This is a genomic window from Marinococcus salis, from assembly GCF_054971365.1.
In genome coordinates, this window is sequence record NZ_JBQOJB010000005.1 from 99992 (window position 1) to 113881 (window position 13890).

Consider the following 13890-nt stretch of genomic DNA (forward strand, 5'->3'; position numbering starts at 1 on the left):
CGGCTTCAGCTCCTTTTATATCAGGAAAGCTTTTCGACAGTGTTTTCTCCAGCAACACCATCCGGGACTAATCCCTCATATTTTTGAAAAGCTTTTACTGAGGACGTGGTAACTGAACCGTACACACCGTCAGTCTTTCCACTATGAAACCCTTCCTGCTTCAGAGCTTCCTGAAGCTCTTCCACCTCTTCACCCCGGTCCCCAGGACGAATCGTTTCGCCGCTCAGAGCGGCATCGGCCTGGGCAGGCACAAATAATAACAAAACAGCGAGCATGAACGCTGGCAAGCTTCTTTTCATAGTAATCCCACGCTTTCTATCTAATGCTTCCCTGTTATTGTAAGCACGGGGTACAGACAGAACAATGGCTATTACAAAGTTGTAACCAACACGTAACCCCCTGTTCATCCGTGTAATCTTTTGGTTCCTTCCTGGCAGACTAAAAAAGCACGCCGTTTCTGCTGAACAGCGTGCCCCTAAGTATAGATTAGAAGCTTCCAGCTCCTATATAGCGAGGAGCCCAGTATGAATTGCTCATGCTGCTGATAGTCACACCTGTTGAGGACCCTGCGTGAATGAACTGATTATTCCCAATGTATATGCCGTTATGCGAGGCACCAGCTTTGTAGGTGGTGAAAAATACCATATCACCTACCTGCGGGCTTGATACTTTTTTACTCGCAGCATATTGCTGGGCTACCGTGCGTGGAAGGTTTGTGCCATTTTGCTTGTACACATATTGCGTAAACCCGCTGCAGTCGAAGCCTCTCGTCGTTGTCCCTCCCCAAACATAAGGAACGCCTATAAACTGCTTCGCTGTGCTTATCAGTCCTGATACGCTTCCCGAAGAGCCTGAGCTGACCTTTTCCGAAGATGTGCCGCTCCCGTTTTTCACCGAAGAGTCGCTTAACGCTTTCCATGTATTAGGGCCGACAACTCCGTCAGCGCTTAAGCCGGCTGCGCGCTGAAGGGCCTTCACGGCGCCTGCAGTCTGCGGGCCGAACTGGCCGTCCGCCGGTCCTGAAAGAAATCCCTTGCTTTTAAGTGTCTGCTGCACGCTTTTTACATCGTTGCCCGTATGTCCCTGCCGGAGCGTTTTGGATCCAGTTTCAGAAGCAGAGCTATCTGGTTTGGCAGTACTTGAATTATCTGTTTTATCAGATGCTTTGAAGCTGTTTAACGCTTTGAACGTGTTCGGGCCGGCCACACCGTCGACGCCGATTCCAGCCGCACGTTGAAATGCGGTAACTGAAGATTTCGTCACAGGTCCAAAATCCCCGTCCAGCGCCCCGCTATGAAACCCTTTGCTTTTCAGCTTGGCCTGCAGGTCACGGACATCACTGCCTGAAGCACCTATTTTCAATACACTTGAAGACGCGCCTGAAGAGCTTTCAGAGGCTTTAGAGCTCTGAGGGAACGAAGCTTTTTCCCCACCTAGATTCATCTTCGAAAACGTGTTTGATCCGGCTATGCCGTCAGAGGTGATTCCCGCCGAGCGTTGAAAAGCCTGGACAGAACCTGCTGTTGCTGGCCCGTATATCCCGTCAATTGCTCCATTGTGATAGCCGTTTCCCTTTAACCATTCCTGCAGTTCTTTGACTTCCGAACCCTTCGAACCTTGACGCAGTGTTTGATCTCCTAACGCAGCATCCGCTGTAGCAGGAACTGCAAAAACTACCGTGGCTGCAGCAACGATCGTTGCTGGATATGCATAATTTTTCATATACCTTCGCCTAAAGCTTCGGCACCATAATTTACCATATGTGTGATGCAAAAAGCTTCAGCGAATACACCCCCTAATTTGATCATGTGCTGCGATGTCTGATTCTTCTGTTGTGTACAAGTAGTATATAAGTGCCAGGGGGTATAGACAATATACTCAATACATTTGTATCAAAACTGTAATATTGGCTTTAATAAGAATAAAATGTAAATTAAAAGGGTCTTTAGTTTCAATAAAGCTATTTACCAAGACTTTTGAATGTTTTTATTTTTCACCACTGTACTTCTTCTAATAACAATTACCTATCAACTAATACCTATTTTCAATTTCAGATGTTAAATATTCTTCGACTGCTTTCACTACTTCTTCGGTAGAGGCATTGCCTCCAAGGTCTTTTGTAACTATTCCGTCTTTGATTACATGTTCAATAGCGTTCATTAATGTCTCCGCTGCCTTGTTTTCTCCGAGGTGCTCAAGCATCATCTGAGCTGTCCACAACTGGCCGAGGGGATTAGCCAGTCCTTGGCCTTCAATATCCAGCGCGGACCCGTGCACCGGTTCAAACATTGACGGATATTTTCCGTTAATATTAATGTTGGCTGCCGGGGCAATGCCAATGCTTCCCATTAAAGCAGCTCCGATATCTGTTAAAATATCCCCAAATAAATTGCTCCCGACAACAACATCCATTTTCTCCGGCTTAGTAACAAAAGCCGCGGCCAAAGCATCAATGTGTTCTGCCTTTGTCCCAATCTCCGGATAGCGCTCTTTTACTTCGTTGAACACTTCATCCCAAAAGGGCATAGAAAATACGATGCCATTGGATTTTGTCGCAGAGGTGACGTGACCCTTGCGGGCTTCAGCCATTTGAAAAGCATAATCCATAGCTGCTTTTACTGCTTTTTTGGAAAATACATTGTTTTGAATCGCAATTTCATCCTCACCGCTGTACATCCTACCGCCAACTTCGCTGTACTCGCCTTCACTATTCTCCCTGACCACCATTAAATTAAACTGGTTCGGATTTGCGAGCGGAGAAGCAAGTCCTTCAAACTGACGGGAGGGCCTCACGTTAATCTGCTGCTCAAAGCCGCGACGAATGTTAATCAAAAGCCCCCATAAAGAAATATGGTCCGGTACAAGACTGGGATTGCCTACCGCTCCTAAAAACACGGCGTCAAATGCTTCAAGCTGCGACAAACCATCTTCCGGCATCATTCGACCATGTTCAAGGTAATAGTCACAACTCCAGGGAAAATCTGTCACACGCAGCTCGAAGTCTCCCTGCACTCTCTCAAGCGTTTTCAATACTCTCCAGGCAGCCGGAACTACCTCTTTGCCTATGCCGTCTCCTGCAATTGATGCAATAGTATATGTATTCATTCTGTCATCTCCTTTTTAATGTATGCACTTTCATTTTTCCATTTCTTTTTGTATTTGTCATCTTTTTTTATTTACTTTACGCTTTCAGTAGTAAATATTCATGGTGAACAAAAATAAACCCATAAGCAGTTTTGCAGCACACGAGGCGGGCAAAAAGCTTATGGGTTTTCATTTGTTTCGTTGACTAAAAAATCTCTGCTTAATTTTCTTCCAAAAGGCTTTCTGCCTGTTCAGTCAAATTCTCCGCAGCATCATCGGACAGATGACTTTCCTGTTTAATGAGCTTCTGTTTAAATTTTTTTAGAAAATCCAGCGCTTTATCTTCCCTGCCTTTTTCCTGGTGATGGACAGCCTGTTTCAATGTATTTGATAGCTGCTTGGCCACCGGGCGTCCCGCTTCATCATTCTCTATATACTGCTTCAGCGAGGCCTGCAGACTTTCGTATGAAACAGAACTGCTTTCGGCTAGAGGGACCTGCTCCCAGTCCATGTCCGAGCCAAAATAAAAGCTTGGATAGGCGGGCTGATTATAGGCAGTATTCTGCCAGGCGATGCCGGTACGGTACTGCACATCCTCCATCAGGCTGTACATTTTCGTATCCGTCAAGCTGGTGTTGGTATAAATACGCACGGCAGAGCTGTCCTCTGTTCGTACAAGCAATTCTTCACGCCAGTCCCCGTAGACGTCAGCCACCAGGCCCGGGTTTCCTTTCGTACCATTATTTGTTCTTGTTCCTTCCGCTTCCAGCACTGTTTCCCCGTTTCCATCCACGATCCTTGGCGCCTCTTCTCCGGATCCTTCAATGATCTGGGTGGTACCGTCGCCTGCCCATTTAATATTCATATTTGTACCAGGGATATCGTCATCCAACACTTCGCCATCCGCAGCCCGGAGATCCACGGCCCATGTTTCCATTCCTCGAGAGCCAGGCACTATATCTCCAATCATTCCACGACCGGTATCTTTTCCGGTATATTCCCCGTACAGCACTTCTCCATTTTCCGCTGCACGCAGAGCATAGCCGTAGGGAGCATTAGCAGCCCCTTCAAATACAGAAAAAATTTCAAGACCATCACGTTCCGGGTCGATATCTGCCACATGCATCGCATCCCCGTGTCCAAACTTCGCTTCTGCTCCCGGATCTGCACTCCCCTCTGGAAGCTCGGCGGAAGAGCTGTATAATAGTGAACCATCATTGTCTACGGTTGCTCCCCCGTAAATGATTTCCTGGCTGCCGTCACCATCAACATCGGCAGTGCTGAGTGAATGGTTCCCCTGCCCGGCTAAAGCTCCCAATTCTTCATCGGTACCGTCCGTGCCGTGCGGGGACGCATTAAATGGATTATCCATCGGTGTAAAGCCGCTGTCTGCCTCCCAATGCTTCGTTAAAGAACTGCCATCCCATTCATATGCGGTAATTCCTGTCCGCGTATAATAGCCTCTGGCAAATACGGCGTAAGGCTTGTCCTCTTCTAAATAAGCTGGAGCCGCCAAAAACCGGTCCACACGGTTTCCCGGTTCAATACGCTCCATTGCATAATCCCCCCAGCGCAGCCCGTCATCCTCGCGTCCAGGTTCATAATCGACAGTATCCATTTCTTCTCCCGTTTTTCCATTAAATACAGTTAAGTATTCAGGCCCGTCTACAATAAAGCCTTCAAATTTCCGTAAATTATTCCGGTCGCTTCGCTCCGGAGCATATTCATCCATGAAATAGTCTGCCAGTTCTTCAACTTCTTCACGTTCGAGCGGATAATCGTACCGCTGCTCAATACCGAAGGCTTCTTCAAGTGTTTCCGGCCACTGGCCGCTTTTTACTTCTTCATACTCCGGCCACTCCATAAACATGTCCACCACGTGTTCATAATAATCTTCACTGCTCAGCCGGTAATCATCTTCATGGGAATAACCGGCCTCTTTGTCCTTTTCCGGCATAGTAATAAATTCCTCCGAGACCTGGTTTCCATCTTCATCGTACTGTAGCACCTTGGTGCCAGGCGCTGTCTTCATCATCAGCTCGGCCTGGCCGTTTTCATCAAAATCGTATGCCAAAAACTGCGTATAGTGGGCCCCCGAGCGGATGTTTTTCCCCAAATCCACACGGTAAAGCAACTTTCCTTCCATGGTGTACACGTCAATGTATGTGTTGCCAGTATATCCGTTCTGTGACACGTCCTTAGAATTGGTAGGATCCCACTGAACCACGTATTCATTTTTCCCGTCATTATTCATGTCAGCTACGGCCATATCATTGGCTGTGTATTCATAATCCTCTCCGGCCGGAGTTGTTCCCCCTTCCGGTTTTTGCAGCGGAAGCTCATAGTATCTTTCATTTTCAGGGACGACCGCTTCGCTCTTTTCATCTGCAGCTTCTGCTTTCACTCTATATTCAGCATCGCTGCTTCCTTGTTCATCAACAAAATTAGTGCTGTTTTTCACTTCCGCGATTTTTTCACCGTCGCGGTATACAATAAAATTTTCGCCCTCCAGGCCGTTTTCAGCTGCAGCTGTAGCTTCTTCCTTAAACAGTCTCCAGCTTAAAAAGACTCCTTCTTCCGTTTCGTGGGCAATCAACCCCCGGTCTGTGCTTTGAATTTCCTGCGTGTCCTTCGCAGAGGCTGTTTCTCCATCTGTAAAGGCTATAGCGCAGACAGTGGCCGCTGCAATTCCTAATACGCGAAACTTCATCTAATCCCCCCGTAAAATTTGTAATCGCTTACATTATTTATCTTATAATTTCTCCGGAGGCGAGTCTTATTATTTAAAGAAATTATTTCTCAATTCAGGAACGATATTCCTCCTATTACTTATAGAGGGTTTTTCAGCCATTTGGGAATAAAAAAGAGCCTTTACTCAGGCTCTTTCGCGTGCAAGATGAATAACGTCTTTCCAGGCGGCAGCGGCTGCTCCTGTTGGTGATGATGCTCCGCCGGAAACGAGAACTGTGCCCATCGTATCCGTGGAAAAAAGCACCGCCTTCTCGGCTCCATCCACGTGGAAGAAAGGATGCTCCGCTGTCAGCAGCTTCGGCTCGACAGACACTGTAGTCCCCTGCTCTGTTTTGCGTGCTTTTCCGACTAATTTCCACTTTGTTTTCCCTTGTTCTGCCTGCTTCCATTCCACAGCGGAGAGCTGGTCCAGACCGCGTATTGTAATACTTTTCCAGTTTATTTCTGGTGTGAGACAGGCTTTTGCCAGAAAATACATTTTCAGCGCCGTATCTTTTCCTCCAATATCCTCAGAAGGATCTGCCTCAGCTTTGCCTTCTTTTTTTGCTGTTTCCCACGCTTTTTGCAGCGTGATATTTTCAGCTGCGACCCTTGTCACAATCAAGTTGCTTGTCCCGTTCAGCAGCCCTTCGATGGTGTGTACTTCCGCCCCGGCTAAGCTATACAGAGCTGTGTCCACGGCAGGAAGAGCAGCAGCTGCCGCTCCGCTGTATTTTATTGTTCTTCCACACGCTTCAGCGAGCTCATGCAGGTCATCCCAGGCGTAGGCAAGCGCTCCTTTACTGACGCAAACCACGTCCAGCCCGTGCTTTAATGCCGACTGTATTAGCGGCAGCCCGGATCCTCCGGTTAGTGTATTTGTTTCTGCTGCATCAATAAATATATCAGCCCGGCTGTCCACCCACAGCTGATCCACATTTCTCGGGGGAAGCGCCCCGTTATCCACCCCGCCGGTTTCCGCTTTCATCTGCAGCAGTTGTTTTAGATCCAATCCGCTGCTATGCACTACTGCCCCGCTGCGGTCGAGCACGGCAGTAATTTTTATATGGATTCCATACGTGCGCTCCCATTCCTTTGCTTTATTCATTAATACATGGGCTGCTGCCTGTCCGACAGCCCCGAACCCGGATAATACAATATTCATGCATTTGCACACCTTCCCTGGTTTTAAATAAGGTAATGACGGAAACATAAAAGTATCGAAGCATAAAGGAGACTATTAATTATGGACATGAAAAGCGCCGGCCTGGCTGCCGTACTCAGTTTTTTCATTACCGGGCTGGGCCAGATTTACAACGGACAGTTTATGAAAGGCATTATCTTTATTGTTATTCAATTCATTAATGGTTTGCTTTTATGGGTGGTCATCGGATTTGTTACGATGCCGGTTATGTGGCTGATTGGCATTATTGATGCCTATAAATCAGCTGAAAACCACAATAAACGGCTGACCAGATGATAAGTTCAGGCGCTCTGCTTTTACTGGCAGGGTGCCTTTATTATACTAGAAAATTTTTCGGTATTGAGCACCTTTTTTGAATAACAGCATAAAGGAGGCGTATAATTTTCTATGATTCAATTACCAGCAGGACGTGTCATATAAAGGAGAGATATTCATGCCAGCATTTAAAGATATGCCGCTTTCGGTATTAAATTTGTCCCCAGTAAATGAAGGAGAAACACCTGGGGATTCGTTCAAAAAAAGCCTGGAATTGACCCAGCATGCCGAGAAACTCGGCTACAACCGCTTATGGGTGGCAGAACACCATAACATGGAAGGCATCGCAAGTTCGGCTACATCTGTATTAATCAGCTATCTGGCCGGAGGTACATCAAGCATCCGTCTCGGTTCCGGCGGCATTATGCTTCCCAACCACGCTCCGCTCGCAATTGCTGAACAGTTTGGCACACTCGAAAGCCTCTATCCCGGACGCATTGATTTAGGACTCGGCCGGGCACCAGGCACTGATCAAACGACAGCGGCAGCTCTTCGCCGTCATGTAAACAGCGGAGAAGACTTCCCAGCCCGTCTTGAAGAGCTGCAGAGATATTTCCAGGACCCAGCCAGCATGGCCGTGCCCCCGCAGGTAAAGGCCGTGCCGGGCGCAGGCCTGGATATTCCTATTTGGCTGCTTGGCTCCAGCGGATTCAGCGCCCAGCTCGCCGGACAGCTCGGCCTTCCGTACGCCTTCGCCGGCCACTTTGCGGCTGAGAATATGAAGGCAGCCCTGCAGCTGTATCTGGATTCATTCCAGCCGTCTGAAGTGCTTGATGAGCCTTACGCCATGACCGGCATCAATGTGATTGCCGGCGAAACAGACGAGGAAGCCGATTACCTCGGCACTACGATGAAACAGCAGTTTCTCAGCTTGATCCGCAACCGCCCGGGCAAAATACAGCCGCCGGTTGAAGATATGGACGCGCTTTGGACGTCGCAGGAAAAAGCGATGATGGCACGCTGGGAGGCCGGCACGATCCAGGGTGGGCCAGAATCAGTACGCCAGCAGCTTGAAGAATTTTCGTCGAACGTTCCGGTTCACGAAATTATGATTAGCGGCAGTGTGTACGACCAGACTAAACGCCTTCGTTCCTATGAACTTATTAAAGAAGTACAAAAGCAATCAACCGCCACTGCAGCTTCCCTCTAATAAAAAGCCGCAACTGTTGCCTTAAAGCAACAGTTGCGGCTTTTTTCTATTTTGGCCGTTCGAGCGTAAATAACTCCCCCAGCTTTGAATAATCATTTCCAGCCAGGCGGGCTACCGGCTTCAGCTTATCAGGCAAAATATAATTATGTTCCCTGTCATATACACCTTCTGAAACATGAATACATACAATTTCTGCAAATATAACATCCTGGGTAATATTCCCGCCGGCATTTTGAAGCGGCACGTGCTTGTGCAGGCGGCATTCAAAGCGGATATTGGCCTCTTCAATTCCCGGCACTTTCACCATTCTGCTTGGCACCGTATGTAACACAGTATGCTCGAGTTCATTTTCCTCCGGCGGAAGCGTTGCAGCCGTAATGTTTAAATCCTCTACAATACCTTCATCGCTTATATGAACTACTAATTCTTCCCGGTCTAAAATATTTTTCGCGCTGTCCTTTAGTTTCCCGTCCTTTCTCGTGATCGATATCATTAATACTGGAGGATCGGGACTCACTGCATTAAAAAAGCTGAACGGTGCTGCGTTTAATGTTTCGTTCTCTGCCATTGTGGTAACAAAAGCTATCGGACGGGGAATGACCGATCCCGTCAGCAGCTTGTACACTTCTTTTACCGGCAAGTCGCCTGGATGCAGTTCATGCATAGTACGCAGTCTCCTTTTTTCGAATATTTTATATTTATTCCCAGCCTTGCTCCCTTTCAAAAGAACAATTGCAAAATATTTCTTTTGGATTTTTATGCGCAGTTGATATAATGAAATAATGCGCCTAAAGGAGAGTATAAAAATGATAGGAAAAATTGCCTCTACAGCTGTATATGTAGAAGATCAGCAGCGGGCAAAAGAATTTTGGACAGAAAAAATAGGATTTGAGATCCGCAGCGAGGACCCGCTTGGGCCGAATGCCTACCGGCTGGAAGTTGCGCCCCCCGGAGCGGAAACAGCGATCGCTATTTACCCTAAATCCTATGTCCTGAACTGGCAGGAGCTTAAGCCATCAATTGTTTTTGACTGCGACAATGTGCATGCCTCCTACCAGTGGATGAAAGCCCAGAACATTGTTTTTGACGAAGAACCGACAGAAATGAACGGCATTACCTATGCCAGTTTTCGCGATGAAGATGATAACGTATTTCTGTTAAAAGGCTGAAAGGCGCTGCCATATCCGGCAGCGCTTGTTTTATGCCTGGCCCCATTCGGCTGCAAGCATGCCGTACATATCTACATCCTCATACCGGCTCCATTTCCATACGTCCTGGCGCAGAGTGCCTTCGTAACGCATTCCAATTCGCTTTACTACCTGGACTGAAGCCTGATTTTTACTCATCACGGGGGCAATCAGCCGGTGTGCTTCCAATGAACGGAAACTGAAGTCCCTTACCAGCTCTGCTGCTTCACTCATATAACCGCTGCCCCAGTAGTCCGTGCCGAGCCAGTAGCCAAGCTCACCGCGCTGGTGTTCAGGCTGCATGCGCACCGTAATGTTTCCCATTAATTCGCCTTCACCTTTTTTAGTGACAGCAAACGGAAAGCGGGAACCCTCTTCAATCCAGCCTGGATGATGGCCAATCCACCACCTTGCATCTTCTTTTGTATAAGGGTACGGGAGCTCGATGGTGGTTTTCGCAATACGGTAGTCATTTGCAAGCGCCGCTAACTCATCTATATCATTTTCTAAAAATGGCCTCAAAAGCAGCCGGCTGCTCTCTAACTGCACGGTGCTCCCCCCTTCTATGCTTTCCTCATGGTCATCTCGGCCTCGCCGCGGTCAAAACGAAGATTCGCAAACGCCCCGTTAATAAATGTCCACTGCGGAGGCATGTGACCAATATCAGCGTCGTACCACACTGGGAGACGTCCGCCGAATAATTCCCGCAGGCTGTCTTCCATGGTAAAGTCTTCTGTATCGCTATATCCTTCAGGGCGTCCGATAATTAAGCCTGCCGCATTGTCCAGCCAGCCCGCCTGCTGCAGCTGCCACAGAGAGCGATGGATTTCAGCTGCATCCATGCCTGTGGATTCCAGGTACCAAATGAGCTTCTCTGAGCGCCACTGCTGCACCCGGTCCAGAGGAGTACCGACAAGACGTGTCAGCGTATTCAGACATCCTCCGAGCAGGCGCCCGCTCAACTCATCTGTATTCGCTCCCTCTAGGTGTTTCCAGGACGTTCGTGTATCCAGGGCAAAACCCGACCCTGGCTGTTCAAACGCCTTATCCCAGGATGATTGATAATAGGGGCTTGAATGCTGATAAATGGCTTCTTCCAGGGGAGCTTTTAAAGCCTGTTCCCATTTCTTTGTGGTATCATCCCAAATAGGTGCGGCCAGGTCAAACAGGTTTGTGCCATGGGCGGAAGCTGTTCCGGTCATCATCGTATAGGCAAAGGCAAGCGTACTCGTATCAGAATAACCAATGATCCAGGTAGGCGGCAGCTCACGCAGCCACTCCCATTCGAGCAGCGGCAGAATGTCTACGATTCGTTCCCCGCCCCACGGCGGCATCACTACCCGAATCTCCGGGTCTGCAAGGGCCATCATCAGCTCCTCGGCCCTTTGAAAACGATCGGCGCTTGCTGCTTTGTGCTGCATCCATGCTGTTTCCCCCACCCGAACGTGAAACCCTCTCGTTTTAATTCTTTCAACGGCCTGTTGAAGCACCCCATGTAAAGATGCAGGCACTCCGCTCGATGGCGCTGTTACGTAAATTGTATCTCCTTTTTTCAGAGCTTCAGGGTACTTCATGCTCCACCTGCTTTCCTTACTGAATTTTTCAGAACCACTGCGGACCGTCGTCTTATTCAACAGAATATTGGGAAAAATTTTTAGCTGTGATACAATAATCAGATATTGTATCGAAGGGGGTCCACTTAAATGAAAGCTATTTTACTGGGTCTTACAGCTGCCCTCTTCTTTTCCGTAACATTTGTTTTAAACCGCTCAATGGAACTTTCCGGCGGCCACTGGGCCTGGAGTGCGTCGCTTCGTTATTTTTTTATGCTCCCCATGCTCATAGTGATCGTGGCAGCCCAAAACCGGCTGCGTCCTGTTTTCCATCACCTTCGCAGCCGTCCGGCAGAATGGCTTCTTTGGAGTACTATCGGCTTCGGGCTGTTCTATGCACCGCTTGCCTTTTCCACCGTTTACGGTCCCGGCTGGCTTGTTGCTGCCACTTTCCAGATTACTATCATTGCCGGATCGCTGCTTGTGCCTTTCTTACATAAAACCCCGGGACTTAAGCAGCGTATTCCACTGCAGAGCGTCCTGATCTCTTTAGTGATTTTGGCAGGAGTGTTTATTATGCAGGCTGAACATGCTTCGGCCGTTCCGCTTTTAAACGTGTGGCTCTGCGTGCTGCCACTGCTTCTGGCTGCCTTTGCCTATCCGCTTGGCAACCGGAAAATGATGCACATAGCTGGAAACGGGCTCACTACTTTCCAGCGGGTGCTTGGCATGACGATTGCGAGCATGCCCTTTTGGGTTATTTTAGCATTGTATGGGGCTTCCGTACACGGACTTCCCGGCAGATCCCAGATTTCGCAGTCTTTTATCGTAGCTGTTTCTTCCGGCATTATCGCTACAGTGCTGTTTTTTTACGCCACCGAGCTGGTTAAAAACGATACTGCCAAATTAGCCGGCGTCGAAGCCACACAGTCAGGTGAAGTGCTTTTTGCCCTTATCGGTGAAATGCTTCTGCTTCATACCGCAGCACCTTCAGTGTTGACCTTCTCTGGTATGGCGCTCGTGCTCGCAGGCATGATTCTTCACAGCCTCCGTGCTGCTTTAGCCGCAAGAAAAATAAAAACCGCAGATATTTAAGAAGCTTCGCCTGTTTCCAGGTGAAGCTTCCTTATTTAATACAGCCTGATTTTTTTAAGATCAAAGGAAGGGATTAATTCTTCTTCCATCGCCCGCCCGAGCAGCGTCTCTACAGCGGCGTACCCGTCTTCACCGAGATTGCGCGTGAATTCATTGACATACAGCTCGATATGGGACTGGGCCACCTCCGGTGACATTTCCTGGGCATTTTCCATGACAAAATCACTTGATGCCTCCGGATGCTCCCATGCATATTCCACGGAGCGACGGGCATTATCTGCAAGTGCCTGCGTCTCTAAATGACGGCGGGCAATAATGGCTCCAAGCGGAATCGGAAAGCCCGTGTCTTTTTCCCACCAACTGCCCATGTCTTCTACGAGCGACAGGCCGTAATTATGATACGTAAATCTAGCTTCATGAATGACAAGGCCCGCGTCTATTTCGCCGTCTCTGACCGCCGGCATAATATCCTCGAAGGGCATCACTTTAATTTCTCCGACTCCTTCAGGGATCACTTTGGATGCCCATAAACGAAAAAGCAGATAAGCCGTGGACCGTTCACTCGGCACCGCTACCGTTTTACCAATCAAATGTTCCGGCGTTTTTTCCCCTTTAGTTAACACTAGAGGCCCGCAGCCGTATCCAAGAGCTCCGCCGCTTGGAAGAAGAGCATAATCTTCAAGCACCCACGGAAGAGCCGCGTAAGAAATTTTCATCACTTCCGGCCCTTCTTTGTTCGCTGCCCAGTGGTTGGTAATATCAATATCTGCAAATGTAACCCCCGGAGCGGGAGTATCTTTTAACAATCCATGCGTCCAGGCATGAAAGACGAATGTGTCGTTGGGACACGGAGAAAAAGCTATTTTCATGATGATATAACCTCCTGCAATATAAGTACAGCCGACCGCAGGGACCGCAGGGCTCCCGGGATGTCCCAGGCGTCCCTGTCCCTCGGCCCGACTTCATTTGAGATAGCGCGCAGTTCCATTACCGGAACATTGAAATAGCTGGCGGCTGCAGCCACACCATAGCCCTCCATTGCTTCTGCCGCTGCGTCTTCATACAAAAAAGCCCGTTGGTTGACCGTCGCCTGGGTGCCAGTGACAGTAGACACCGAAAGCACGGGGGCTTCCACAGCCGAAACTCCCTGTTCCACAAGCTTCTGGAGTAACTCGGGCGTATACGTTTTTTCTGTCGTAAAGTGTGTCGGTCCCAGGCCGAGCTTTTCAAGCGGCGCAAAGCCTTCTTCCGTTTCTGCACCCATGTCTGCTGCAATAATTTCGCTGGCCGCCACAATATCACCCAGCCAGGCTTTATCCGGAAATGCACCTGCAATGCCGGCGCTTATAACTAAATCATAGTCGCGTTCCGCAAGCAAAAGCGCTGTCCGGGCACTCGTCGGTGCTGCCCCCACGCCGCCTACCTGTATGTTCCAGGAATCCCGGGCTTCTGCTGCTGCCATCAGAGCCTCTTTTTCCGCCTCTACAGAAACCATTATCAGTACAGATGGTTCTTTTCCCATACTTTTCCCTCCAAGCCGTAGTCAAGCCGTTACTGCTCTTCATAAAAAAG

At 48.7% G+C, this 13890-nt stretch carries 14 protein-coding genes; 4 read left to right on the forward strand and 10 right to left on the reverse strand.

What is annotated here, in order from left to right:
• Window positions 1-20: 20 nt before the first annotated feature.
• The 5 genes from ACTTK6_RS06565 to ACTTK6_RS06585 all read right to left on the reverse strand — a co-directional run bounded on the left by ACTTK6_RS06565 (window position 21) and on the right by ACTTK6_RS06585 (window position 6979).
• Window positions 21-299: a peptidoglycan-binding domain-containing protein gene (locus ACTTK6_RS06565; protein ID WP_158219103.1), complete on the reverse strand. Its 279-nt coding sequence runs from the start codon at window positions 297-299 to the stop codon at window positions 21-23.
• Window positions 300-486: 187 nt separating this feature from the next.
• Entirely contained in the window at window positions 487-1722 is a 1236-nt protein-coding gene (locus tag ACTTK6_RS06570) for a C40 family peptidase (protein ID WP_462833013.1), read from the reverse strand.
• A gap of 309 nt (window positions 1723-2031) precedes the next feature.
• Window positions 2032-3105, reverse strand: coding sequence for a tartrate dehydrogenase (locus tag ACTTK6_RS06575; RefSeq protein WP_462833015.1), 1074 nt, complete (start codon window positions 3103-3105; stop codon window positions 2032-2034).
• 199 nt (window positions 3106-3304) lie between these two features.
• On the reverse strand, window positions 3305-5794 hold the full coding sequence (locus ACTTK6_RS06580; protein WP_462833016.1) for a rhamnogalacturonan lyase: 2490 nt from the start codon (window positions 5792-5794) through the stop codon (window positions 3305-3307).
• Window positions 5795-5959: 165 nt separating this feature from the next.
• On the reverse strand, window positions 5960-6979 hold the full coding sequence (locus ACTTK6_RS06585; RefSeq protein WP_462833017.1) for a hypothetical protein: 1020 nt from the start codon (window positions 6977-6979) through the stop codon (window positions 5960-5962).
• Between the two features lie 81 nt (window positions 6980-7060).
• Between ACTTK6_RS06585 and ACTTK6_RS06590 the strand changes: the two genes are divergently transcribed.
• Both ACTTK6_RS06590 and ACTTK6_RS06595 read left to right on the forward strand, forming a co-directional pair.
• Window positions 7061-7294: a hypothetical protein gene (locus ACTTK6_RS06590; protein WP_079475269.1), complete on the forward strand. Its 234-nt coding sequence runs from the start codon at window positions 7061-7063 to the stop codon at window positions 7292-7294.
• 157 nt (window positions 7295-7451) lie between these two features.
• Entirely contained in the window at window positions 7452-8483 is a 1032-nt protein-coding gene (locus ACTTK6_RS06595) for an LLM class flavin-dependent oxidoreductase (RefSeq protein ID WP_079475268.1), read from the forward strand.
• Window positions 8484-8529: 46 nt separating this feature from the next.
• Here the strand turns inward: ACTTK6_RS06595 and ACTTK6_RS06600 are convergent, their stop codons facing one another.
• A complete protein-coding gene (locus tag ACTTK6_RS06600) occupies window positions 8530-9147 on the reverse strand; it encodes a flavin reductase family protein (RefSeq protein WP_079475267.1) in 618 nt (205 codons plus the stop codon).
• A 142-nt stretch (window positions 9148-9289) separates the two neighbouring features.
• Here ACTTK6_RS06600 and ACTTK6_RS06605 point away from each other — a divergent pair, with 142 nt between their 5' ends.
• Window positions 9290-9652 carry a VOC family protein gene (locus ACTTK6_RS06605; protein WP_462833018.1) on the forward strand — a complete coding sequence of 121 codons (363 nt, stop codon included), beginning with the start codon at window positions 9290-9292 and terminating at the stop codon, window positions 9650-9652.
• 30 nt (window positions 9653-9682) lie between these two features.
• Here ACTTK6_RS06605 and ACTTK6_RS06610 read toward each other — a convergent pair whose 3' ends face one another.
• Both ACTTK6_RS06610 and ACTTK6_RS06615 read right to left on the reverse strand, forming a co-directional pair.
• Window positions 9683-10219, reverse strand: coding sequence for a GNAT family N-acetyltransferase (locus ACTTK6_RS06610; RefSeq protein ID WP_462833019.1), 537 nt, complete (start codon window positions 10217-10219; stop codon window positions 9683-9685).
• A 14-nt stretch (window positions 10220-10233) separates the two neighbouring features.
• Complete coding sequence (locus ACTTK6_RS06615) at window positions 10234-11244, reverse strand: S66 family peptidase (RefSeq protein WP_079475264.1); 1011 nt, start codon at window positions 11242-11244, stop codon at window positions 10234-10236.
• Window positions 11245-11373: 129 nt separating this feature from the next.
• Between ACTTK6_RS06615 and ACTTK6_RS06620 the strand changes: the two genes are divergently transcribed.
• Window positions 11374-12318: a DMT family transporter gene (locus ACTTK6_RS06620; protein WP_462833020.1), complete on the forward strand. Its 945-nt coding sequence runs from the start codon at window positions 11374-11376 to the stop codon at window positions 12316-12318.
• A 35-nt stretch (window positions 12319-12353) separates the two neighbouring features.
• Here ACTTK6_RS06620 and ACTTK6_RS06625 read toward each other — a convergent pair whose 3' ends face one another.
• Together ACTTK6_RS06625 and ACTTK6_RS06630 are read right to left on the reverse strand one after the other, a co-directional pair.
• Window positions 12354-13187, reverse strand: coding sequence for a 1,4-dihydroxy-6-naphthoate synthase (locus ACTTK6_RS06625; protein WP_094908247.1), 834 nt, complete (start codon window positions 13185-13187; stop codon window positions 12354-12356).
• Window positions 13184-13840: a futalosine hydrolase gene (locus ACTTK6_RS06630; protein WP_462833021.1), complete on the reverse strand. Its 657-nt coding sequence runs from the start codon at window positions 13838-13840 to the stop codon at window positions 13184-13186. The genes ACTTK6_RS06625 and ACTTK6_RS06630 overlap by 4 nt, the downstream gene beginning before the upstream one ends.
• Window positions 13841-13890 lie beyond the last annotated feature (50 nt).